Origin of the sequence: Klebsiella sp. JB_Kp042 (genome assembly GCF_040065275.1) — a bacterium.
Classification (GTDB): domain Bacteria; phylum Pseudomonadota; class Gammaproteobacteria; order Enterobacterales; family Enterobacteriaceae; genus Klebsiella; species Klebsiella quasipneumoniae.
Window position 1 is genome coordinate 62,167 of record NZ_JBEAJL010000008.1, and the last position, 23,034, is coordinate 85,200.

Sequence of the window (23,034 nt, forward strand, 5' to 3'; positions counted from 1 at the left end):
GGTAGTGAATATGTCATGCAGCAGTGTATAAGCTTACCAAAAACGTTAAAGCGCAGAAATCGGTAAATTCTCAAACAGAATTCAAGCTATTGACTTTTTTATCTTTATTACTTTCACCTTTGCAGGGAAAAGGTTACAACTCTGTAAATAAGTGGCGATTTGGATTGCCGAAAGCGTGTTGCGTATCGCACAATGACTGCTTAATCACAGCATAGACCGATGACAATGAGCAAATCATTACAAAAACCCACCATTCTCAATGTTGAAACTGTCGCCCGTTCGCGCCTCTTTAATGTCGAAAGCGTCGATCTGGAATTCAGCAACGGTGTGCGTCGCGTTTATGAACGTATGCGGCCTTCCACCCGCGAAGCGGTAATGATTGTGCCGATTGTGGATGATCATATTATTTTGATTCGCGAGTATGCCGTCGGGACGGAATCCTACGAGCTGGGCTTCTCCAAAGGGCTGATTGATCCGGGTGAAACCGTGGATGAAGCGGCCAATCGCGAGCTGAAAGAAGAGGTTGGCTTCGGCGCCAATAAGCTGACGTTCCTGAAGAAGCTCAGTATGGCTCCCTCTTACTTCTCCAGTAAAATGAACATCCTGGTGGCGGAAGATCTCTATCCGGAGTCGCTGCCGGGCGATGAGCCCGAGCCGCTGCCGCAGGTGCGCTGGCCGCTGGCGCAGCTGATGTCGCTGCTGGATGAAGAAGATTTTAACGAGGCCCGCAACGTCAGCGCGCTGTTTTTAGTGCGGGAATGGCTGCAGGCCCAGGGCCGACTCTGAACGAGCGTTTACGCTAAGCAGCAATAAAAAAGCGCCCGCAGGCGCTTTTTTTGTCAGAACAGCTCGTGGGTTTCACCGCCGCCGTCCGTCAAGGTGGTGCCCACCTCATGGACCGCCTGCTGCGTGGGCTGGGTACCCTCAATAAAGTATTCCGCCCGGCTGTTGCCCCCGTTCGCCAGCTGACCGGTGCTGCGATCGATATTCACCGTGACGATTCCCGGCGGCGGCGTTAACGGCTCTTCCGCAACGCCTTCCAGCACGCTCTTCATAAAGCTGTCCCAGGCCGGTTGGGCGCTTTTGGCGCCGCCTTCGTAGCCGGAGATCTGATCTTTAATCGCCCCTGACGCGGTGGTCCGGCCAAGATCGCGACGATGATCGTCAAAGCCGATCCAAACCGAGGTCACCACGCCCGGCCCGTAGCCTGAGAACCAGGCGTCCTTCGAGCTGTTGGTGGTTCCGGTTTTGCCGCCGATATCATGCCGCTGCAGATCCCGTCCGGCGCGCCAGCCGGTTCCCATCCAGCCCGGTTCGCCAAAGATGTTGCTGTTCAGCGCGCTCTTGATCAGGAAGGCTAGCGGGGTATTGATCACATGCGGCGCGTATTCCTGGGCGCCGCTCTGCGCCACCAGTGACTGATTGGCCTGCTCCAGCTGCGGCTGCGGCGGCACGTTGCCATTCTGCGGTTCCGTCGAGGTGGCGACATCTTCCACATCTTTGTTTTCCAGCACATTGGATTTTGGCGTATCGCCGTAAATCACCGGTAAATCACACTGCGGGCAGGCGATTTTCGGGCGCTCCTCGAAGAGGACCCCACCCTGATCATTCTCAATCTTACTGATAAAGAACGGGTTGACCAGGAAGCCGCCGTTGGCCATCACCGAATACCCGCGGGCGACCTGCAGAGGCGTAAAGGAGGCGGAGCCCAGCGCCAGCGATTCGGTGTGGACAATGTTTTGCGCCGGGAAACCAAAGCGCTGCAGATACTCGGCGGCATAGTCAACGCCCATGGCGCGCATGGCGCGCACCATTACCACGTTTTTCGACTGCCCCAGGCCCTGGCGTAAACGAATCGGACCGGCATACTGCGGCGGCGAGTTTTTCGGCCGCCAGTCGGAGCCGGCCCCGGCGTCCCAGCGCGAGATTGGCACATCGTTGAGCATGCTTGCCAGAGTTAAGCCTTTATCCATCGCAGCGGTGTAGAGGAACGGCTTGATGTTGGAGCCGACCTGGCGCAGCGCCTGGGTGGCGCGGTTAAACTTGCTCTGGTTAAAGTCAAACCCACCGACAAGGGCAATAATCGCGCCGTTTTGCGGGTTAATGGAGACCAGCGCCGAGTTGACGTCCGGGACCTGCGACAGCCACCAGCTGTCACCCACTTTGCGAACCCAGATCTGCTGCCCGGCCTGCACGACGTCGTTGACTTTACGCGGAGTCGCTCCCTGCTGCGTATCGGAGATAAAGCGACGAGCCCAGCGCACGCCGTCCATCGTCAGTGAAACGGAGTCGCCGTTAGCCAACAGCGCGACGGCCTCCTGGGCATTCGCGGAGGTGACCACCGCAGGAGAAAGCGGGCCTAAGCCAGGCTGGCGCTTCAGGGCGTCGACGATCTTTTTCGCCTCCCACGGCGTTTCGCCGACCTTCCACAGCACGCTGGCCGGGCCGCGGTAGCCGTGACGCATATCGTAATCCAGCACGTTATTGCGGACCGCCTGCTGGGCCGCCTGCTGGTTTTTGCGGGTAATCGTGGTGTACACCCGGTAGCCATCTTCATAGGCCTGCTCGCCATAGCGATTCACCATCTCCTGGCGCACCATTTCGCTCAGATAAGGCGCTGAGAAGGCGATTTTCGGCGCGTGGTAGCTGGCGTCGATGGGTTCGCTGCGCGCTTCATCGTATTGCGCCTGGGTGATGTACCCCTCGCTCAGCATACGCGACAGCACCACGTTGCGACGGGCTGTGGCGCGATCCATCGAATAGAGCGGGTTAAAGGTGGACGGGGCTTTCGGCAGACCGGCAATCACCGCCATTTCGCTGAGGGTCAGCTGGTCGATAGGTTTGCCAAAATAGACCTGCGCCGCGGCGCCGACGCCATAGGCGCGGTAGCCGAGGTAAATCTTGTTCAGATACAACTCAAGGATTTCATCTTTGTTCAGCAGCTGCTCGATGCGGATGGCCAGAAAGGCCTCTTTAATCTTACGCATCAACGTCTTCTCGGGGCTGAGGAAGAAGTTACGCGCTAACTGCTGGGTGATGGTGCTGGCGCCCTGCGAGGCGTGGCCTGAGAACATCGCCACGCTGGCGGCGCGGAAAATACCCACCGGATCGACGCCGTGATGCTCATAGAAACGACTGTCTTCGGTGGCGATAAACGCTTTCACCAGCTCGGGGGGAATTTGCTGCAACGTTACAGGGATACGGCGCTTTTCGCCGTACTGCGCAATAAGCTCACCGTCGGCGCTATAGACCTGCATCGGGATCTGCAAACGCACATCCTTCAGGGTTGCGACGTCGGGGAGTTGCGGCTCTATGTATTTGTAGAGGCCAAAAATCGAGCCTGCTCCCAGCAGTACGCAACAGACTGCAAGGATCAATAGATACTTTACGAACTTCACCGGTGTTTTCCCATTTAGTTTTATTTGGGCAGTTTATAAACAAACGCGCGGTAGTATAAAGGCAAGCCAGGTGCATTGATATAGCCGGACAGTTTTGCCGGATAAGGAGATCGTAAGCATGGCTTTCAGAAACTGGCGGATCGGAATGCATATCCAACAGGATAGCATTGCCATTGTCGCGCTACTGCATGAGCGCTCACGCTGGGCACTGCGCCGCTGGTGGCGCATTCCGCTGCCGCCAGGTCTGGTGCGGCAGGGGATGGTGGAGGACGTTAGCGCCCTCGGCTCACGGCTGGCAGCCTGGCGGCGGGAGCTACCGGCGCAGCATCAGATCAGTATCGCCTTTCCCGCGGCTCGCACGCTGCAAAAACGCCTGCCTTATCCCCAGTTCGCCCTGCGAGAGCGGGAACAGGCGATGTGGATAGCCAGCGCCATGACCCAGCAGCTGGCGATGCCCGCCTCCTCTCTATGTATTGATTATGCGCCCACCTCGCGGGATGACGGCTGGCAGGTGACGGCGGCGCAGCGGCTGGATATCAATGTTCTGCGGGAGCTGGCAGGGCGGCTGCGGCTGCGGGTGGCGGCCATCGTACCGGATGCCAGCGCGCTCGGCGCCTTTTTCCCCTGGATGACGGCAGCAGAGCAAGGCCTGGCGTGGCGGGATGAAAAGTACTGGCTATGGGCGACCCAGGAGGCCTGGGGCTGTGACGCCTGCGATGCGATAGGGTCCTTAAGCCAGCTGGCGGGGCAACTTCAGGTTCCTCTGCGCCTGTGCGCTGATGCGGGCGACGAGGCCAGTCGTTTTGATGTCTGGCAGGTGGTTCACCGCCGGCAGCCTCCGCTGCCAGCCGACGGCGATCGCTACGCCATTGCCCTTGGGCTGGCGCTGGGAGGCGGGCGCCATGACGCATGTCGTTAATCTTCTCCCCTGGCGTGACCTGCGTCGCCGCCAGCGCCTGCGCTACGCCCTGTTGTTAGCCACCGGTATCGTGCTGCTGGTGGGGACGACTCTGCAGGCGGGGCGAACAGCGGGTCTACAGCGCGACGCCCTGGCGAGGATCCACAGGACAGCCGACGCAGCGTTGCTCGCCTCGCTCAAACAGCGCGAACAGGCGATGCGCGAGGCATGGCAGCAGCATCAACGCCAGCGCGAGCAGCGCCAGCGCAGATCGACGATCGCCGCCTGGCAACCCCGACTAATGGCGCTCGCGGCAGGCCTGCCCGCTCAGGCATGGCTGACGCGGCTGGAGTACCAGGGGGCGCGCCTGACGCTGGATGGTCTGGCCCTCAACCTGCAGGCGCTGGCCCGGGTGGAGGCTGCTCTGGCCAGCGTCGCGGGATTCGCGCCGGCTAAAGCCGGCGGAACGCAGCGCGACGCCGAGGGGCGCTGGCGGTTCAGTTTTACCCTGTCGGGAGCGCGCGCCGATGCGGATTAACACCCGGCGCACCCGGGCGGGGCTGTTGATCCTGCTCGCGATGGGGCTGATGGGGGGCGGCGTGGCGCTCTGGCGCGATGCCCGCCCGCCGCTGGCGGCGCTGTCCCGCGATGGCGCTCTGCAAACGCAGTGGCGGCGGATCATGGCGCTGCGCATCCCCGCCGGTGAAAGTTCCGAGGAACGCATCGACAAGCAGCCGTTCTCGCCCATCGCCATTCCGCTCGCCGGCGCGAAGCTAATCGCCTGGCATCCGCAGGGGAGCGGCGGTGAGATGGCGCTGTCTCTCCCCTGGCCGACGGTACCCGCCCTGTTCTCATGGCTGGCGCGCTGCGGGATGAACCCGCGTTCGTTCTCGCTGGAGCGCGAGGGGCAGGCGCTGCGCATGCGGCTGCAGCTGGAGGCGGAAGATGGGCGGTAAATGCTGGATTTTGCTGTGGTTGCCGCTGTCGCTGCTGGCGGGCGGGCGCGATCCTTTCCTGCCGGTTGAAGATCCTTGCCGCACGGCGCAGCTGTCGCAATGGCGCTATGGCGGCGCGGCCGGCGATGGCGCAGGCTGGACGGGGTTTTTGCAGGACGGAAGCGGCATGTGGCGACGGGTACGGCTGGATGAGCAATTGCCCACGGGCTGGCGGGTGAGTCGGCTGACGGCCGGCGAGCTGGACATCGTCACGCCCCCGGGATGTGAACCGCCAGCGTGGCGCTGGCAACGTGAAGGAAAACAAGATGATGCGATGGATAAGCCTGCTGCTTCTGCTGCTACCGCTGGCGGTGGTCGCCGCGCGAAATGACAAGCCGGTTTCGCTGGTCGTTGACGACGCGCCAGTGGCCCAGGTGTTGCAAGCCCTGGCCGAAATGAACCATAAGAACCTCGTTGTCGCACCGGACGTCAGCGGCACGCTCTCCCTGCGCCTGCAGAAGGTCCCCTGGACCCAGGCGCTGCGGGCAGTGGCGGATAGCGCAGGCCTCTCTTTGCAACAGCAGGGGACGGTCATCTACGCGCATACGCAGGCCTGGCAAAAAGCCAATCTGGCGCAGCGCGAAGCTGAACAGGCGAAACGTCTGCAGAACCTGCCGCTGCTGGCGGAGAGCGTGACGCTGCACTATGCCGATGCCGAGGAGCTGGCTAAAAGCGGCGGTAAGTTGCTTAGCGCCCGGGGAAACCTGATGGCGGACAAGCGGACCAATCGGCTGCTGATCCGCGATGATGCGCGGCATCTGCCGGCGCTGAAGGCCTGGGCGCAGGAGATGGATCTGCCGGTCGGACAGGTGGAGCTGGCCGCCCATATCGTGTCGATGAGCGAAACCAGCCTGCGTGAACTGGGGGTGAAGTGGCGGCTGGCGGAGGCTGAAAGCACCCCGGGATCCGGGCACATCACCACCCTAAGCAGCGATGTGTCGGTCAACGATGCCAGCACCCGCGCAGGCTTTAACATCGGCAAAATTAACGGGCGCTTGCTTGAGCTGGAGCTTTCCGCGCTGGAGCGCAAGCAGCAGGTCGAGATTATCGCCAGTCCTCGTTTGCTCGCCTCCCATATGCAGCCCGCCAGCATCAAGCAGGGGAGCGAGATCCCCTATCAGGTCTCCAGCGGTGAAAGCGGCGCCACGTCGGTGGAGTTTAAAGAGGCGGTGCTGGGCATGGAGGTGACGCCGACGGTGCTGCAGCAGGGGAGAGTGCGGTTGAAGCTGCGAATAAGCGAGAACACGCCAGGCCAGGTGCTGAAGCAGGATAACGGCGAGGCGCTGGCCATTGATAAACAGGAGATCGAGACCCTGGTGGAAGTCCGCAGCGGCGAGACCCTGGCATTGGGCGGCATCTTTTCGCAGAAAAACAAAACCGCCCGCGACAGCGTCCCGCTGCTTGGCGATATCCCGGTGCTAGGGCGTCTGTTTCGCCGCGACGGGAAAGATAATGAACGCCGTGAACTGGTTGTCTTTATTACGCCACGGATTCTGGCAGTACGTTAAGCAGGTTTTTCATGCTAAACACGTTTCAGGTGTTTGACGTGAGGACGGATTTAGCATACAAGGGGTACCGATTTGAGAGTCGGGTACGACATCAATCCTCCCTTTATTGTCCGGCGATTTTATTCAGTTGCCAAACCAGCCGGAGTATTGAGATAATTTTTAGTCTGACTCTCGCTCTATTGCATATGAGGTTTCAGTTCATGCCCTGCGGCGCTGGGTGTCTGCGAAGCGGGTTTATCATTAACGAATAGTCTTAGTAGTACCGAAAAAATGGCAGAGAAACGCAATATCTTTCTGGTTGGGCCTATGGGTGCCGGCAAAAGCACTATTGGGCGCCAGTTAGCCCAACAGCTCAACATGGAATTTTACGATTCTGATCAAGAGATTGAGAAACGCACTGGCGCTGATGTGGGCTGGGTCTTCGATGTTGAAGGCGAAGAAGGCTTCCGCGACCGTGAAGAAAAAATTATCAATGAGTTGACGGAAAAACAGGGGATTGTGCTGGCGACTGGCGGCGGCTCTGTAAAATCCCGTGAAACGCGTAACCGTCTCTCCGCCCGCGGCGTGGTGGTCTACCTGGAAACAACGATCGAGAAGCAGTTGGCCCGTACGCAGCGCGATAAAAAGCGTCCTTTGCTACAAGTCGATGCGCCGCCTCGTGAAGTACTGGAAGCGCTGGCTGACGAGCGTAACCCGCTGTATGAAGAGATCGCCGATGTGACTATCCGCACAGACGATCAGAGTGCGAAAGTCGTCGCGAACCAGATTATTCATATGCTGGAAAGCAACTGATTCTGGCTTAATAAAAGTGCGTCAGAGTAAAAGTCATTGAGGTGGATGTCGCGTTATGGAGAGGCTTACTGTTACCCTCGGGGAACGTAGTTACCCGATTACCATCGCGGCTGGTTTGTTTAACGATCCAGCTTCCTTCCTGCCACTCAAGTCGGGCGACCAGGCTATGCTGGTCACCAACGAAACGCTGGCGCCGCTTTATCTGGATACCGTCCGCTCTGCGCTGGAGCAGGCAGGGGTCAACGTTGACAGCGTGATCCTGCCCGACGGCGAACAGTATAAAAGCCTGGCGGTGATGGATACCGTATTTACCGCGCTGTTGCAAAAACCCCATGGCCGCGACACCACGCTGGTGGCGCTCGGCGGCGGTGTTATCGGTGATTTAACCGGTTTCGCCGCGGCAAGCTATCAGCGCGGCGTGCGTTTTATCCAGGTCCCTACCACCTTGCTGTCGCAGGTCGACTCGTCGGTCGGCGGCAAAACCGCAGTGAACCACCCTCTCGGCAAAAACATGATTGGCGCCTTCTGGCAGCCGGTTTCCGTGGTGGTTGATCTTAACTGTCTGAAGACGCTTCCGCAGCGCGAACTCGCTTCCGGACTGGCTGAGGTCATCAAGTATGGGGTGATCCTCGACGGCGCATTCTTCAGCTGGCTGGAAAACAACATTGATGCCCTGCTGGCGCTGGATGAAAAGGCCATGGCGTACTGCATTCGCCGTTGCTGTGAGCTGAAAGCGGAAGTTGTGGCTGCTGACGAGCGTGAAACCGGGTTACGTGCTTTACTCAATCTTGGACATACCTTCGGCCATGCTATCGAGGCGGAAATGGGCTACGGTAACTGGCTGCACGGCGAAGCGGTGGCGGCAGGTATGGTGATGGCGGCGCATACGTCCGAGCGGCTGGGGCAGTTCCGCGCGCAGGATACTCAGCGCCTTATCGATCTGCTCAAGCGTGCAGGTTTACCGGTACGCGGCCCGCAGGAAATGAGTGCGCAGGCGTATTTGCCCCATATGATGCGCGATAAGAAAGTACTGGCTGGCGAAATGCGGCTGGTGCTCCCGCTCGCAATAGGAAGCAGCGAGCTGCGCGGCGGAGTGCCGCATGATGTGGTTCTTGGCGCGATTGCTGATACTCAGCAGGCGCAACAATAAGAAGGTCTGGCCGCGTTCGCGCGGCGTTATCATTTCGGGTGATGTGCAATAATCGTGAGCATAAGCCTTTTAGTGGGGTGTTAAATGGATGATTTCAAACCAGAAGACGATATGAAAGCCGATCGCAACGATCGTCGTGCTGGTCGTTCCCGTCAGTCTTCCGAGCGTGATGCCGATCCGCAGATCAATTTTGACGATGTCGATCTTGATGCCGATGAAGGCCGTCCGACGCGCGCCGGCAAGGCCCGTCGTGAGCGTGAAGAGGAAGAGTTCGAAGAAGAACTGGATGCGGAAGATGAGGAGATGCTCGAAGAGCAGCCTGTAGAGCGTCGTCCGCGTAAGCGTAAAAAAGCGCCGGCGAAACCCGCTTCCCGCCAGTACATCATGATGGGCGTGGGGATTCTGGTGCTGTTGCTGTTAATCGTAGGTATCGGTTCCGCGCTGAAATCGCCATCTTCGTCCAGCCAGCAGACCGCTTCCGGCGAGAAGAGCATTAATCTGTCTGACGACCAGTCCGCCAGCACGCCAGCTGCCGGCCAGGATCAGACAGCCGCCAATACCACCACACAGCAGGACGTCACGGTACCGCCTATTGCCGCGAACCCGACCCAGGGCCAGGCAGCGGCAGAGCCGCAGGGCCAGCAGCGTGTTGAAGTTCAGGGCGATCTGAATAACGCGCTGACCCAGCAGCAGGGCCAGCTGGACGGCGCCGTAGCTAACTCGACGCTGCCAACTGAACCGGCAACCGTCGCGCCGATCCGTAATGGCGCCAGTGGCGCCGCGGCGCCGCGCCAGACGACCGAACGTCAGACGGCGGCAACGCCGCGTCCGGCCGAGCGTAAGCACACCGTCATCGAAGCGAAGCCGCAGCCGAAACCACAGGCGGTGGCGAAAGCGCCGGTAGAAACGAAACCGGTCCAGCCGAAGCATGTTGAAAGCGCGGCCACTACCGCTCCGGCCAAAACGACCGTCAGCGAAAGTAAACCGGCAGCCACCGCGCAGAGCAAACCAGCCACGACCGCGACGACCGCAGCGCCAGCCGCAACGGCAGCCGCGGCAGCGCCGGCGGCGAAGAGCGGTAAAACGGCAGGTGACGTCAGCTCGATGAAATCTGCGCCGTCGGGTAACTATACCCTGCAGCTCAGCAGCTCCTCTAACTATGAAAACCTGAATAACTGGGCGAAGAAAGAGAAGCTGGACAGATATGTTGTCTATGAAACGTCGCGTAACGGCCAACCGTGGTACGTGCTGGTGAGCGGTATCTATTCATCGAAAGATGAAGCGAAACGCGCGGTCACCTCGCTGCCGCCGGACGTGCAGGCGAAAAATCCATGGGCAAAACCACTGCATCAGGTTCAGGCTGATCTGAAATAATGCCGTGGGGTAGTCTTAAGCGCAGGATGCTGTCGGAGCTTTCTCCACAGCCGGAGAATGTGTAATTAGTTAGGCAGCATGAAAAAGAATCGCGCTTTTCTAAAGTGGGCAGGGGGGAAGTACCCCCTGCTTGACGATATTAAAAAGCATTTGCCGGAAGGTGAGTGCTTAATCGAGCCCTTTGTGGGCGCCGGGTCGGTATTTCTCAATACCGACTTTTCTCGTTATATCCTCGCGGATATCAACAGTGATTTAATCGGCCTGTACAACATCGTCAAATTGCGCACCGACGAGTATGTCGCTGCCGCCCGCGAGATGTTTACCCCGGAAAACAACGTCGCTGAGCGCTACTACCAGTACCGTGATGAATTCAACCAGAGCCAGGATCCGCTGCGTCGCGCGGTGCTGTTCCTGTATCTGAACCGTCACGGCTACAACGGCCTGTGTCGCTACAATTTGCGCGGCGAATTCAATGTGCCGTTTGGCCGCTATAAGAAGCCCTATTTCCCCGAGGCTGAGCTCTATCATTTTGCCGACAAGGCGCAAAACGCTGAGTTTTACTGCGAATCTTATGAAGAGTGCATGCAGCGTGCGGATAGCCGCACGGTGGTGTATTGCGATCCGCCCTATGCGCCATTGACGGCGACGGCGAACTTTACCGCCTACCACACCAACAGCTTCAACCTGGAGCAACAGGTGCTGCTGGCGCAAAAGGCGGAATCGCTGATGAAGAAACGGATCCCGGTGCTGATTTCCAACCACCGCACGCCGTTGACGCAGGAGTGGTATAAAAACGCGGCAGAAACGCATATTGTGAAGGTTCGGCGCAGCATCAGCAGCAACGGTGGTACGCGTAAAAAGGTGGACGAGCTCTTAGCGCTCTACCGTCCGCCTAAGACCAAATAAATTTCAAGGAGATGCGGATGAAGCAGTATTTGATTGCCCCTTCGATTCTGTCGGCTGATTTTGCCCGGCTGGGTGAGGATACCGCGAAGGCGCTGGCGGCGGGTGCGGATGTCGTGCACTTCGACGTCATGGACAACCACTACGTGCCGAACCTGACGATTGGCCCGATGGTGCTGAAGTCGCTGCGTAACTACGGTATTACCGCGCCGATCGACGTCCACCTGATGGTGAAGCCGGTCGACCGCATCATTCCTGATTTTGCCGAAGCTGGCGCCAGCATCATCACCTTCCACCCGGAAGCCTCCGAACACGTCGACCGCAGCCTGCAGCTTATCAAAGAGCACGGCTGTAAAGCGGGCCTGGTGTTTAACCCCGCGACGCCGCTGAGCTATCTCGATTACGTGATGGATAAGCTGGACGTGATCCTGCTGATGTCGGTTAACCCGGGCTTTGGCGGCCAGTCCTTTATTCCGCAGACGCTGGATAAACTGCGTGAAGTGCGCCAGCGCATCGATGCGTCCGGCTACGACATTCGCCTGGAAGTGGATGGCGGAGTGAAAGCGAGCAATATCGGCGAAATCGCCGCGGCGGGTGCGGATATGTTCGTTGCCGGTTCGGCGATCTTCGGCCAGCCGGACTACAAGAAAGTCATTGATCACATGCGTAATGAATTAGCGAAGGTAAGTCATGGATAAATTACAGGCGATCCGCGGCATCGCGTTTGATCTCGACGGCACGCTGGTGGACAGCGCGCCGGGTCTGACCGCCGCCGTTGATAACGCCCTCTACGCCCTGGAGCTGCCGGTGGCGGGAGAAGAACGCGTCGTGACCTGGATCGGCAACGGCGCCGATGTTCTGATGGAGCGGGCGCTGACCTGGGCTCGTCAGGAGCGTGCAACGTTACGTGCGGCGATGGGCAAGCCTTCCGTCGACGATCATGATATTCCGCAAGACGAACAGCTGCGCATTTTGCGTAAACTGTTTGACCGCTATTACGCCGAAGCGGCGGAAGAGGGCAGTTTCCTGTTTCCGGCAGTGGCCGATACGCTCGGCGCGCTGCAGGCCAAAGGCCTGCCGCTGGCGCTGGTGACCAATAAGCCGACGCCGTTCGTCGCCCCGCTGCTGGACGCGCTCGATATTGCGAAATACTTTACCGTGGTGCTCGGCGGCGATGACGTACAGAACAAAAAGCCGCATCCGGAACCGTTGCTGCTGGTGGCGCAAAAGCTCGGCCTGACGCCGGAGGCGCTGCTGTTCGTCGGCGATTCACGTAATGATATTCAGGCGGCCAAAGCGGCAGGCTGCTGCTCTGTTGGCCTGACCTACGGCTATAACTATGGCGAACCGCTTGCGCTGAGCGAGCCGGACTATCTCTTCGACCAGTTTAATGAACTCTTACCCGCTCTCGGGTTACCGCACAGTGAAACTCAGGAATTGAAACATGACTAAGCCCATCGTTTTTAGTGGCGCACAGCCCTCAGGTGAACTGACCATTGGCAACTACATGGGTGCGCTGCGTCAGTGGGTAAACATGCAGGACGATTACCACTGCATCTATTGCATCGTGGACCAGCACGCCATCACCGTGCGCCAGGATCCGCAGCAGCTGCGTAAGGCGACGCTGGACACCCTGGCGCTGTATCTGGCCTGCGGCATCGACCCGCAGAAAAGCACTATTTTCGTTCAGTCTCACGTGCCGGAACATGCCCAGTTAGGCTGGGCGCTGAACTGCTACACCTATTTCGGCGAACTGAGCCGCATGACCCAGTTTAAAGACAAGTCCGCGCGCTACGCGGAGAACATCAACGCCGGTCTGTTTGATTATCCGGTACTGATGGCCGCTGACATTCTGCTGTACCAGACCAACCAGGTTCCGGTGGGCGAAGATCAGAAACAGCACCTTGAACTGAGCCGCGATATCGCCCAGCGTTTTAACGCCATCTACGGCGATATTTTTAAAGTGCCTGAGCCGTTTATCCCTAAATCCGGCGCGCGCGTGATGTCGCTGCTGGAGCCGACGAAAAAGATGTCCAAGTCCGACGACAACCGCAACAACGTCATCGGCCTGCTGGAAGACCCGAAATCGGTGGTCAAGAAGATCAAACGTGCGGTCACCGACTCCGACGAGCCGCCGGTGGTGCGCTACGACCTGAAAGAGAAAGCGGGCGTCTCCAACCTGCTGGATATCCTCTCCGCGGTCACCGGGAAAACCATTCCTGAGCTGGAGCAGCATTTCGAAGGCAAAATGTATGGCCACCTGAAAGGCGAAGTCGCCGAAGCGGTATCGGGCATGCTGATTGACCTGCAGGAGCGCTATCACCGTTTCCGTAACGACGAAGCGTTTCTCAATCAGGTGATGAAGGACGGCGCAGAAAAGGCCAGCGCGCGCGCTTCTCAAACCCTGAAAGCGGTATACGAAGCGATTGGCTTTGTCGCCAAGCCGTAAGCGACGCAACAGCTAAAAAGGGCGGGGATATCCCGCCCTTTTTAATGCCTGTCGTTCACGCCGTCATGCGAAGGTTAGTGGTTCGAGAACCAGTTCAGTTTATCCCGCAGACCGACCACGCGGCCGACAATGATCAGCGCCGGGCTGGCCATCTGCTGCGCCAGAATATCCAGCTGTCCTAAGGTGCCGCTGACCACTTTTTGCGTCACGGCGGTGCCGTTCTCGACGATGGCGGCAGGCATATCTTCCGCCATGCCGTGGGCGATAAGCTTCTCGCGGATCGCCGGCGCCTGGTTCAGACCCATATAGAACACCAGGGTCTGCTTCTCCACCGCCAGGTTCGCCCAGTCCAGCTCGCCGCCGGTTTTCAGATGGCCGGTGACCAGGCGGACGCCCTGGGCGAAATCGCGATGGGTCAACGGGATCCCCGAGTAGGCGGAGCAGCCGGAGGCGGCGGTGATGCCGGGCACAACCGAGAAGGGGATCCCCGCCTCGCAGAGGGTCTCCAGCTCCTCTCCGCCGCGGCCAAAGATAAAGGGATCGCCGCCTTTCAGCCGGACCACGCGTCTTCCTTTTTGCGCTTCGCGCAGCAGGATCTGGTTGATCTCCTCCTGCGGCACGCAGTGATAGCCTGAGCGCTTGCCGACGAACACCCGGTCGGCATCGCGGCGCACCAGATTCATAATGTCGTCGGAGACCAGCCGGTCATAGACCACCACGTCGGCCTGCTGGATCTGCTGCAGGCCCTTGAGCGTGAGCAGCCCGGCGTCACCTGGGCCGGCGCCAACCAGGACGACCTCGCCGCGATGCTCTAACGGCTCGGTCAGCAGCTGCTCGGTGGTATCCGCCACCGCCTGCCGATCGTCATTGGCCAGCGACTGCGCCAGCCGGTCGTTAACGAACAGCTTCTCCCAGAAGCGGCGGCGTTCGCCTACGGTGGCAAACTGCTGCTTCACGCGCGCGCGCAGATGGCCGGCGTAGCGGGCCAGCTGGCCAAGATGCAGGGGTAAGACTGACTCCAGCTTCTCGCGCAACAGGCGCGCCAGCACCGGGGATGTCCCGCCCGAGGAGACGGCGACCATCAGCGGCGAGCGGTCGATAATGGACGGCATGATAAAGCTGGCCTGGCGCGGGGCATCCACCACGTTACAGAAGATACGCCGCGCTTCGGCCGCGTCGCTGACCTGCTGGTTCACCGTCTCATTATCGGTAGCGGCGATGGCCAGCCAGCAGTTGTCCAGCAGCGAGGGGATAAACTCCCCCTGCACCAGGGTTAGCATCTGTGAATCGGCCCACACATGAAACTGCGGGGTAAAGTCGAGCGCATTGACCGTGACGTTTGCGCCAGCATCCAGCAGCAGACGGGCCTTGCGTTCGGCGACATCCCCGCCGCCAACCAGTAAACAATCACGCTGGCGCAACTGGCAGAATATGGGTAAGTGATCCACAGAATAACCTCATAAAAATAAGGGGTAGAAAATGAGTGGTCGTAGAATAGCAGCAAAGGTAATACAAAACATGCGACATATCCCGCACTCATGCGCTGTCGGTCAGAAGTGTTACTTATATCTCCCCCCGTGGCCGGGGGGAGGACGCGGGACTCACGCCTTAAGCTGAACGTGGCCGTCTTTTACCCGGGCGTCGAAACGGGCGATAGAGTGGCTGGCATCTTCCATACACAGGCCGTCGCTCAGGCGGAAACGTTGTTTTTTCAGCGGGCTGGCAACCCACAGGGCGCCGTCATGCTCGGCGATAATGCCGCGAGACAGTACGCTGGCGTTAAAGAACGGATCAATGTTGCTGATGGCGAACACCCTGTCGTCATGATAGGGACGGAAGATCGCCACCTGCTGCTGACCGAGCAGGGCGCAGACGCCGGTGGCGGGCAGGATGTCGTCAATGTTGCAGATGTTTACCCACTGGCTCATGCTTTTTCCTCCACCAGAGTAACCGGGATGCGCTCATACGGCGTGGCCGGGCGATGCTGGTCACGTTCCGGCACCACCTGAACGTTCGGGTCGCGCTGGTCGCTGTTGATAAAGTGTTTGAAGCGGGTCTGCGCCGCCGGGTTATTGACGGTCTCGGTCCACTCGCAGGCGAAGGCGGCGCGCAGGCGAGCCAGCTCCTCTTCCAGATGGTCGTTCAGACCGAGCTTGTCATCGATGATGACGCTGCGCAGATAGTCGATCCCGCCTTCCATGTTGTCCAGCCACGGCGCGGTGCGGGTCAGCTTATCGGCGGTGCGGATGTAAAACATCATAAAGCGGTCGAGATACTTAATCAGCGTCTCGCGATCGAGGTCCGCGGCCAGCAGATCGGCGTGGCGCGGCTTCATCCCGCCGTTACCGCACACGTACAGGTTCCAGCCTTTCTCGGTGGCGATGATCCCGACGTCTTTGCCCTGGGCTTCCGCACATTCGCGGGTACAGCCGGAGACGCCGAACTTCATTTTGTGTGGCGTACGGATGCCTTTGTAGCGATTTTCCAGTTCGACGCCGAAGCCGACGCTGTCGCCGACCCCGTAGCGGCACCAGGTGCTGCCGACGCAGGTTTTCGCCATCCGCAGCGCTTTGGCGTAGGCGTGGCCGGTTTCGAAGCCCGCTTCAATCAGCTGCCGCCAGATCTCCGGCAGGTCGTCTTTCTGCGCGCCAAACAGGCCGATGCGCTGGGAACCGGTGATTTTGGTGTACAGATTGAATTCACGAGCGATACGGCCCACGGCGACCAGCCCTTCCGGCGTGATTTCGCCGCCCGCGGAGCGCGGAATGACCGAGTAGGTGCCATCTTTCTGGATGTTGGCGAGGAAGTTGTCGTTGGTGTCCTGCAGCGGCGTGTGCTGAGGCTTGAGGATGTACTCATTCCAGCAGGAGGCCAGCAGGGAGCCGACGGTCGGTTTACACACTTCACAGCCGTAGCCCTGGCCGTGTTTGGCCAGCAGTTCGTCGAAGGTTTTGATGCCTTCCACGCGGATCAGGTGGAACAGCTCCTGGCGGGAGTAAGCGAAGTGTTCGCACAGGTTGTTGTTGACCTCGATACCCTGTTTCGCCAGCTCGGCGTTGAGCACCTGGGTGACCAACGGGATACAGCCGCCGCAGCCGGTACCGGCCTTGGTTTCCGCTTTCAGCGCCGCGACGGTATGGCAGCCTTTGTTGATGGCGGCGATCAGGTCGCCTTTGCTGACGTCGAAGCAGGAGCAGATTTGCGCGCTGTCCGGCAGTTTATCGACGCCGATCGACGGCTTGCCGCTGCCGGCGTGGGCCGGGAGGATCAGCGAATCCGGATTCTCCGGCAACTCGATGGCGTTCAGCACCAGCTGCAGCAGGTTGCCGTAGTCGCTGGTGTCGCCGACCAGCACCGCGCCGAGCAGGGTTTTGTTGTCGGCGCTGACGATCAGACGCTTATAAACTTCTTTGCTTTCGTCGAGATAGACGTAGCTGCGGGCGCCCGGCGTGCGGCCGTGGGCATCGCCGATACCGCCCACGTCTACACCCAGCAGCTTCAGCTTGGCGCTGAGGTCGGCGCCGGTGAAGCTGTTTTCACTGCCGAGGAGGTGGTCGACGGCCACCTGGGCCATTTTATAACCCGGCGCGACGAGGCCATACACGCGGTTGTTCCAGCTGGCGCATTCGCCGATGGCATAGATATCCGGGTCGGAGGTCTGGCAGCTATCGTTGACCATGATGCCGCCGCGCTGGGCAACCGCCAGTCCGCACTGGGTGGCCAGTTTATCGCGCGGGCGGATCCCGGTAGAGAAGACGATGAAATCGACCTGCAGCTCGCTACCGTCGGCGAAGCGCATGGTTTTGCGCGCCTCGGTGCCCTGCTGAACGATCTCTTTGGTGTTTTTGCTGGTGTGAACTTTCACGCCCATGCTTTCAATTTTGCGCCGCAGCTGCTCGCCGCCCATCTGGTCGAGCTGCTCGGCCATCAGCATCGGCGCGAATTCGATAACATGGGTTTCGACACCGAGGTTTTTCAGGGCGCCTGCGGCTTCCAGGCCGAGCAGGCCGCCGCCGACCACCGCGCCGCGTTTGCTGCGACGGGCGCAGGATTCAATGGCGTTAAGATCTTCAATGGTGCGATAGACGAAGCAATCCTGAGTTTCCGCGCCTTTAATCGGCGGGATCCAGGGGTATGAGCCGGTCGCCATAATCAGCTTGTCGTAGAACACCGTGCGCCCGGCGCTGGAGTGGATCACCTTCTCCTGGCGGTTGATGGTGATGGCCCGTTCGCCGACCAGCACCTTGACGCCGTGTTTCTCATAGAAACCTTCGCGGACCAGCGACAGCTCTTCTGCGGTATGGTGGGAGAAATAAGACGACAGGTGGACACGGTCGTAGGCGATACGCGGTTCTTCACAGAACACGGTAATGTCGAACTGTCCGGCAGGCGCCTTATCGAGAAGCTCTTCGATAAAGCGATGGCCAACCATGCCGTTACCGATAATAGCGATTCTGACTTTGCTCATTTTTGCCTCGATTTCTTTTCTATTACCGCCTACCTTAACGATTCAGCCATCAGGCTTATTGATGCAAATCAATGACAACTTCACCTACCACTTAATGGGTATATAATTGATTTGTCTGTAATTTTCTAAGTTGTGGAAAACGCTGGCTTTTCCTTTTTGCCGATTTTGTGTACAAGAATTGGGTGGGTCGCGATTGGGGTTGAGTAGAAAACAAGCCGTATTGAATAGAGAGGGTGATATGACAGCAGCGCCGCTTTGGTTGATTCAGAACGTACGCCTGGCAGACCGCGACGGCCTGTGGCAGATAGCGATAGATAAGGGCCGCTTTGGCGAGATCACACCGATGGGGGAGGCGCGGGACGAAAGCTACGAGGTGTTGAACGCTCGCGGCGGCCTGGCGATCCCGCCTTTTATTGAGCCGCATATCCATCTGGATACCACCCAGACGGCCGGTGAGCCGAACTGGAACCAGTCCGGCACCCTGTTCGAGGGGATTGAGCGCTGGGCGGAGCGGAAAGCGCTGCTCAGCCATGAGGACGTTAAAGCCCGGGCGTGGAAAACCCTCAAGTGGCAGATCGCCAATGGCGTGCAGTTTGTCCGTACCCATGTCGATGTCTCCGATCCAACGTTGACGGCGCTGAAGGCGATGCTGGAGGTCAAAATGGAGGTGGCGCCATGGGTCGAGCTGCAGATTGTCGCTTTTCCGCAGGAGGGGATCCTCTCTTACCCCAACGGCGAGGCGCTGCTGGAAGAGGCCCTGAAGCTGGGGGCGGATGTCGTCGGGGCGATCCCGCACTTTGAGTTCACCCGTGAATATGGGGTGGAATCGCTGCATATCGCCTTTCGACTGGCGCAGAAATATGACCGCCCGCTGGATATTCACTGCGATGAAATTGACGATGAACAGTCGCGCTTTGTTGAAACCGTTGCCGCGCTGGCGCTGAAGGCGGGGATAGGGCCGCGGGTGACGGCCAGCCATACCACCGCCATGCACTCCTATAATGGCGCCTATACCTCGCGCCTGTTCCGCCTGCTAAAGCTCTCCGGCATCAACTTTGTCGCCAATCCGCTGGTCAATATTCATCTGCAGGGCCGGTTTGACGACTACCCGAAGCGACGGGGCATTACCCGGGTGAAGGAGCTGATGGCGGCGGGGATCAACGTTTGCTTTGGTCATGATGATGTCTTTGACCCGTGGTACCCGCTGGGGACCGGTAATATGCTGCAGGTCCTGCATATGGGGCTGCACGTTTGCCAGCTGATGGGCTACCAGCAGATTAACGACGGCCTGCAGCTTATCACTGACAACAGCGCCCGCACGTTTGGCCTGACCGATTACGGCATCGTCAGCGGCAACCCGGCTAACCTGATCATCCTCCCGGCGGAGAATGGCTTTGAGGCGGTACGCTGCCAGGTGCCGGTGCGCTGGTCAATTCGCCAGGGAAGGGTGATCGCGATTACCCAGCTGGCGCAAACCTGGATCCAGACCGACCGCGGTGGCGAGGCGCTCTCCTTTATGAGGAACAGCCCCCTTGCGGACGCAAAGGGGCCGAAGGCTTAGTGAGACGCCGCCTGCGCGTTGTTCTGGCGGTGACGGGAGACGAAGCCGAGGATAAAGCACATCACGAACACCACGGCGTAGAGGCCGTTAGCGGTGTGCAGCGCTGCCAGCGGACCGCTGGCAGCCACAATCGGGCCGGTGACCACGAAAGTCAGCATGGTGCCGATGGTGCCGCAGGTGAGGATAAAGTTCACCAGCTTTGGTGAAGCGACTTTAGTTTGCTGCGAACCGAGCGTAATGATCGAGGTGTAGATGGCGCTGGAGAAGAAGCCCAGTGTCAGAATAAACCACGGCATATGCTCCGGCGAACCATTGATAAACAGGTACATCAGCACCGTCGCGAGGCCGGCGAGGACGGTTAAGATGCGCTGCAGGTCGAAGAAGCGCAGGATAAAGCTGAATGACCACATGCCGATCATGTAGGACATCCAGAAATCGCTCACCAGTTTACCGGCATCGCCGAGGCTCATGCCCAGGCTCTTGGCATATTCCGGTACCCAGGAGATAAAGCCCAGCTGACCGAGGATGTAGCACAGCGCCGCGACGGAGAGGAACAGCACGCCGATGCCCCACTTCTCTTTCACCACCGGCTGGCTGTTTTCGCTCTGCGCTTTTTTGCCGAGCACCGGGAAGTCACAGCCGAATGTCAGGACGAAAATAGCGACATACACCAGACCGATACAGGCGTAGACCCAGTACCACTCGATGCTGCGCGCCAGCAGGACCGCGGCGACCATCGGAAAAATCATTCCCGCCATGCTAAAGAAGGAGTCGGTAAACAGCAGACGCGCCCCGCGCTGACGGCCTTCATACATATGGGTGATCAGGAAGGTTCCGATCGACATGGTGATCCCGCTGACCAGGCCGAGAACGAACATCGACGCGGAGAACAGCGCCAGGCTGTGGCTGAGCATCAGGCCGGCCACCGCCAGCACCATTAAAATAAAGCCAAAACGCAGCTGAGTTTTCAGCGGCACGATCTCCATCAGCCAGGCATTGAGGAAAATGGAGATCAGAATACCGGCGTTCAGAAAGGTAAAGGTGTTGCTCATACTGGAAACGGGCAGATGGAAATAATCCGCAATGTTACCCATCACCATCCCGGTGACGATCACCAACGCGCCGGTCAGGGCGTAGGAGAAGAAGCTGATCCATGTGAGCTTAATACGGTTGCTGTTAGTCATGACTGGCCTGTGAATAGAAAGGTAAAGCGCGTTGACGCTGCGCCGGGCGGACAGATTTTAGTCGTTCAGGTGATGTAATTAAATGTTTATTGTGAAATACGTTATCTTTTGCATGTTTTAATGTGACTTGCATCACGCTTTTTTCGGCGCAAGGGAGAACGTTTGCGCGGTTACAATTATTACAGCTAAGTAAAATTTGGTAAAAGGCTGGCCCAGGATGCAAAGGCTCTTTAGAATCAAGGCACTCGCTTTTATTCTGCTCCGTTAAGGAATTTCCATGCTCAAATCAACACTGGCGGCGATGGCTGCCGTTTTCGCCATTTCAGCTTTCTCCCCGGCCATGGCGGCAAAGGGCGATCCGCATGTGCTGCTGACCACCTCGGCAGGTAACATTGAGCTTGAGTTAAACAGCCAGAAAGCCCCGATTTCAGTGGATAACTTCCTGAAGTACGTTAACAGCGGCTTCTACAACAACACCACCTTCCACCGCGTGATCCCGGGATTCATGGTGCAGGGCGGCGGCTTTAACGAGCAGATGCAGCAGAAACAGCCTAACCCGCCGATCAAGAATGAAGCAGACAACGGCCTGCGCAACACCCGCGGCACCATCGCGATGGCGCGTACCGCCGATCAGGATAGCGCCACCAGCCAGTTCTTCATCAACGTGGCGGATAACGCCTTCCTCGACCATGGCCAGCGCGACTTTGGCTATGCGGTGTTTGGCAAGGTAGTCAAAGGCATGGACGTTGCGGATAAGATCTCCCAGGTCCAGACCCATAACGTCGGCCCATACCAGAATGTGCCGACTAAACCGGTTGTTATCCTCTCTGCGAAAGTGCTGCCCTAATCCTCCCGCGGCGCGGTGGTTTATCGCCGCGCCCGGTTGCCTCCCGGCATAACCTGTAATTGCTGCTTATACTTGTGGCACACAGGGGACGATAAGGGGGGCGACGATGCGTCCACTCACCGATAAGCAAAAATCCCGGCTCTGGGAACAGACACGTAATAGCAATTTTCAGGCCAGCCGTCGCCTCGAAGGCGTATCGGTGCCGCTGGTTACGCTGACTGCCGAGGAGGCGCAGGCTCGCCTCGCGACGCTGCGGAGGGAGTATGAGCGATAAATTTGGCGATGAACGCGATCCTTACCTCTATCCGGCGCTGAACGTCCTGCGCAACCGCCTCGGCATCCGCCAGGCTAAAACGCTGCAGCAGGCTGCCCTGGAGATGACGTCCCTGCGGGCGGCCACCCTGCCGCTGGGCCCGCGGGTGCGCGGCTTACCCTATCTGTGCGCTATTCATCATCAGCTGTATCAGGATCTGTTTGACTGGGCGGGTAGGCTGCGTGAAGTGAACCTCTACCTGGGCGATACGCCGTTCTGCCACTTTGCCCGCATCGAAGAGGAGGGGAATGCCCTGATGCAGGCCCTGGAGCAGGAGGATTATCTCTGCGGCCTGCCGCGGGATACCTTTATCGAACGCCTGAGCTGGTTCTATGGTGAAATTAATGTGCTGCACCCTTTTCGTCTCGGCAATGGCCTGACCCAGCGCATTTTCTTTGAACAGCTGGCGATACATGCCGGCTACCTTCTTGACTGGCGTGACGTCGATCCTGCCGCCTGGAGCACCGCCTGTCAGCAGGGCGCGATGGGCGATCCGGACCCGCTGGCGGCGATCTTTCGCAAAGTGGTAAGCGAAGCGCGGGAATCTGAGTAGAATAGCCCGGTTTGATTGTTCCGGAGCCGCTATGATCCTGCTTATCGATAACTATGACTCTTTCACCTGGAATCTGTATCAGTACTTTTGCGAACTGGGGGCGGAAGTGCTGGTCAGGCGCAACGATGCGTTGACGCTGGAGGAGATAGCGTCGCTGGCGCCGGAGAAGATAGTGATTTCGCCTGGTCCCTGTACGCCGGATGAAGCGGGGATTTCCCTCGCGGTAATCCGTCACTATGCAGGGAAAACGCCGCTGCTGGGCGTCTGCCTCGGGCATCAGGCGATAGCCCAGGCGTTTGGCGCGACCATTGTGCGGGCGGCGCAGGTGATGCATGGAAAAACCTCGCTTATCGAGCATAACGGCGAAGGGGTGTTTCAGGGGCTGAATAATCCTTTGACGGTGACCCGCTATCATTCGCTGGTGATTGACCCGCCGACGCTGCCGCCTGAGTTTATCGTCACCGCCCGCAGCGCCAGCGGTGAGATTATGGGGATCCGTCATCGCGACTGGGATCTCGAGGGCGTGCAGTTCCATCCGGAAAGCATCCTCAGCGAACAGGGCCATCAATTGCTGGCGAACTTTATTAAGCGGTGATTTCGGTTGCCATTGACTGATTTTTTATGCATATTTTGTGATTAGA

General features: G+C 58.9%; 23 protein-coding genes. 18 read left to right on the forward strand and 5 right to left on the reverse strand.

The genetic code is table 11. The features are described 5' to 3' along the window. Window positions 1-225: 225 nt before the first annotated feature. Entirely contained in the window at window positions 226-786 is a 561-nt protein-coding gene (nudE, locus tag ABLV54_RS01290; RefSeq protein ID WP_004202164.1) for an ADP compounds hydrolase NudE, read from the forward strand. Between the two features lie 53 nt (window positions 787-839). Here the strand turns inward: nudE and mrcA are convergent, their stop codons facing one another. After that, complete coding sequence (gene mrcA / locus ABLV54_RS01295) at window positions 840-3,398, reverse strand: peptidoglycan glycosyltransferase/peptidoglycan DD-transpeptidase MrcA (protein WP_032454231.1); 2,559 nt, start codon at window positions 3,396-3,398, stop codon at window positions 840-842. 118 nt (window positions 3,399-3,516) lie between these two features. On the opposite strand from mrcA, the gene ABLV54_RS01300 reads away from it, so the two are divergent. From ABLV54_RS01300 to trpS, 12 genes are all read left to right on the forward strand, one after another. Next, the gene (locus ABLV54_RS01300; RefSeq protein WP_050533990.1) at window positions 3,517-4,317 is read left to right on the forward strand and encodes a hypothetical protein; all 801 of its coding nucleotides are present in this window, start codon (window positions 3,517-3,519) and stop codon (window positions 4,315-4,317) included. Continuing rightward, window positions 4,301-4,834, forward strand: coding sequence for a PilN domain-containing protein (locus ABLV54_RS01305; protein ID WP_050533989.1), 534 nt, complete (start codon window positions 4,301-4,303; stop codon window positions 4,832-4,834). The genes ABLV54_RS01300 and ABLV54_RS01305 overlap by 17 nt, the downstream gene beginning before the upstream one ends. Continuing rightward, window positions 4,824-5,252 carry a hypothetical protein gene (locus ABLV54_RS01310; RefSeq protein ID WP_049013527.1) on the forward strand — a complete coding sequence of 143 codons (429 nt, stop codon included), beginning with the start codon at window positions 4,824-4,826 and terminating at the stop codon, window positions 5,250-5,252. Before ABLV54_RS01305 ends, ABLV54_RS01310 begins: the two co-directional genes overlap by 11 nt. Further along, window positions 5,242-5,622, forward strand: a complete 381-nt coding sequence (locus ABLV54_RS01315) for a HofP DNA utilization family protein (protein ID WP_050533988.1) — start codon at window positions 5,242-5,244, stop codon at window positions 5,620-5,622. Before ABLV54_RS01310 ends, ABLV54_RS01315 begins: the two co-directional genes overlap by 11 nt. Then, window positions 5,558-6,799: a DNA uptake porin HofQ gene (gene hofQ, locus ABLV54_RS01320; protein ID WP_032429004.1), complete on the forward strand. Its 1,242-nt coding sequence runs from the start codon at window positions 5,558-5,560 to the stop codon at window positions 6,797-6,799. The genes ABLV54_RS01315 and hofQ overlap by 65 nt, the downstream gene beginning before the upstream one ends. A gap of 270 nt (window positions 6,800-7,069) precedes the next feature. Next, a complete protein-coding gene (aroK, locus tag ABLV54_RS01325) occupies window positions 7,070-7,591 on the forward strand; it encodes a shikimate kinase AroK (RefSeq protein ID WP_002920267.1) in 522 nt (173 codons plus the stop codon). Between the two features lie 55 nt (window positions 7,592-7,646). Then, window positions 7,647-8,741 carry a 3-dehydroquinate synthase gene (gene aroB, locus ABLV54_RS01330; protein ID WP_050533987.1) on the forward strand — a complete coding sequence of 365 codons (1,095 nt, stop codon included), beginning with the start codon at window positions 7,647-7,649 and terminating at the stop codon, window positions 8,739-8,741. An 84-nt stretch (window positions 8,742-8,825) separates the two neighbouring features. Continuing rightward, window positions 8,826-10,115 (forward strand): cell division protein DamX, encoded by a 1,290-nt coding sequence (gene damX, locus ABLV54_RS01335; protein ID WP_032429003.1) that lies wholly within the window; start codon window positions 8,826-8,828, stop codon window positions 10,113-10,115. A 78-nt stretch (window positions 10,116-10,193) separates the two neighbouring features. Further along, window positions 10,194-11,021, forward strand: a complete 828-nt coding sequence (gene dam, locus ABLV54_RS01340; protein ID WP_004202178.1) for an adenine-specific DNA-methyltransferase — start codon at window positions 10,194-10,196, stop codon at window positions 11,019-11,021. Window positions 11,022-11,038: 17 nt separating this feature from the next. After that, on the forward strand, window positions 11,039-11,716 hold the full coding sequence (gene rpe / locus ABLV54_RS01345) for a ribulose-phosphate 3-epimerase (RefSeq protein ID WP_023291190.1): 678 nt from the start codon (window positions 11,039-11,041) through the stop codon (window positions 11,714-11,716). Continuing rightward, complete coding sequence (gene gph, locus ABLV54_RS01350) at window positions 11,709-12,470, forward strand: phosphoglycolate phosphatase (RefSeq protein WP_050533986.1); 762 nt, start codon at window positions 11,709-11,711, stop codon at window positions 12,468-12,470. The genes rpe and gph overlap by 8 nt, the downstream gene beginning before the upstream one ends. After that, on the forward strand, window positions 12,463-13,467 hold the full coding sequence (gene trpS / locus ABLV54_RS01355; protein WP_002920253.1) for a tryptophan--tRNA ligase: 1,005 nt from the start codon (window positions 12,463-12,465) through the stop codon (window positions 13,465-13,467). The genes gph and trpS overlap by 8 nt, the downstream gene beginning before the upstream one ends. Before the next feature lie 74 nt (window positions 13,468-13,541). On the opposite strand, the gene cysG is transcribed toward trpS, so the two are convergent. The 3 genes from cysG to nirB form a co-directional block, all read right to left on the reverse strand. After that, window positions 13,542-14,915: a siroheme synthase CysG gene (gene cysG / locus ABLV54_RS01360; RefSeq protein ID WP_023291188.1), complete on the reverse strand. Its 1,374-nt coding sequence runs from the start codon at window positions 14,913-14,915 to the stop codon at window positions 13,542-13,544. Between the two features lie 153 nt (window positions 14,916-15,068). After that, the gene (gene nirD, locus ABLV54_RS01365) at window positions 15,069-15,395 is read right to left on the reverse strand and encodes a nitrite reductase small subunit NirD (RefSeq protein WP_023291187.1); all 327 of its coding nucleotides are present in this window, start codon (window positions 15,393-15,395) and stop codon (window positions 15,069-15,071) included. After that, entirely contained in the window at window positions 15,392-17,935 is a 2,544-nt protein-coding gene (nirB, locus tag ABLV54_RS01370) for a nitrite reductase large subunit NirB (protein ID WP_050533985.1), read from the reverse strand. Before nirB ends, nirD begins: the two co-directional genes overlap by 4 nt. A 238-nt stretch (window positions 17,936-18,173) precedes the next feature. Between nirB and ABLV54_RS01375 the strand changes: the two genes are divergently transcribed. Beyond that, window positions 18,174-19,496, forward strand: a complete 1,323-nt coding sequence (locus ABLV54_RS01375) for a cytosine deaminase (RefSeq protein ID WP_050533984.1) — start codon at window positions 18,174-18,176, stop codon at window positions 19,494-19,496. Here the strand turns inward: ABLV54_RS01375 and tsgA are convergent. Further along, window positions 19,493-20,680 carry an MFS transporter TsgA gene (gene tsgA / locus ABLV54_RS01380; RefSeq protein ID WP_004202192.1) on the reverse strand — a complete coding sequence of 396 codons (1,188 nt, stop codon included), beginning with the start codon at window positions 20,678-20,680 and terminating at the stop codon, window positions 19,493-19,495. The genes ABLV54_RS01375 and tsgA overlap by 4 nt on opposite strands. 277 nt (window positions 20,681-20,957) lie before the next feature. Here tsgA and ppiA point away from each other — a divergent pair, with 277 nt between their 5' ends. The 4 genes from ppiA (at window position 20,958) to pabA (ending at window position 22,988) form a co-directional block, all read left to right on the forward strand. Then, entirely contained in the window at window positions 20,958-21,527 is a 570-nt protein-coding gene (gene ppiA / locus ABLV54_RS01385) for a peptidylprolyl isomerase A (protein WP_002920238.1), read from the forward strand. A gap of 106 nt (window positions 21,528-21,633) precedes the next feature. Beyond that, window positions 21,634-21,801 (forward strand): YhfG family protein, encoded by a 168-nt coding sequence (locus tag ABLV54_RS01390; RefSeq protein ID WP_004202194.1) that lies wholly within the window; start codon window positions 21,634-21,636, stop codon window positions 21,799-21,801. After that, window positions 21,791-22,393 carry a putative adenosine monophosphate-protein transferase Fic gene (locus tag ABLV54_RS01395; RefSeq protein WP_032454217.1) on the forward strand — a complete coding sequence of 201 codons (603 nt, stop codon included), beginning with the start codon at window positions 21,791-21,793 and terminating at the stop codon, window positions 22,391-22,393. The genes ABLV54_RS01390 and ABLV54_RS01395 overlap by 11 nt, the downstream gene beginning before the upstream one ends. A 31-nt stretch (window positions 22,394-22,424) precedes the next feature. Further along, a complete protein-coding gene (gene pabA, locus ABLV54_RS01400) occupies window positions 22,425-22,988 on the forward strand; it encodes an aminodeoxychorismate synthase component 2 (RefSeq protein ID WP_044524952.1) in 564 nt (187 codons plus the stop codon). The last annotated feature ends 46 nt before the right edge of the window (window positions 22,989-23,034 follow it).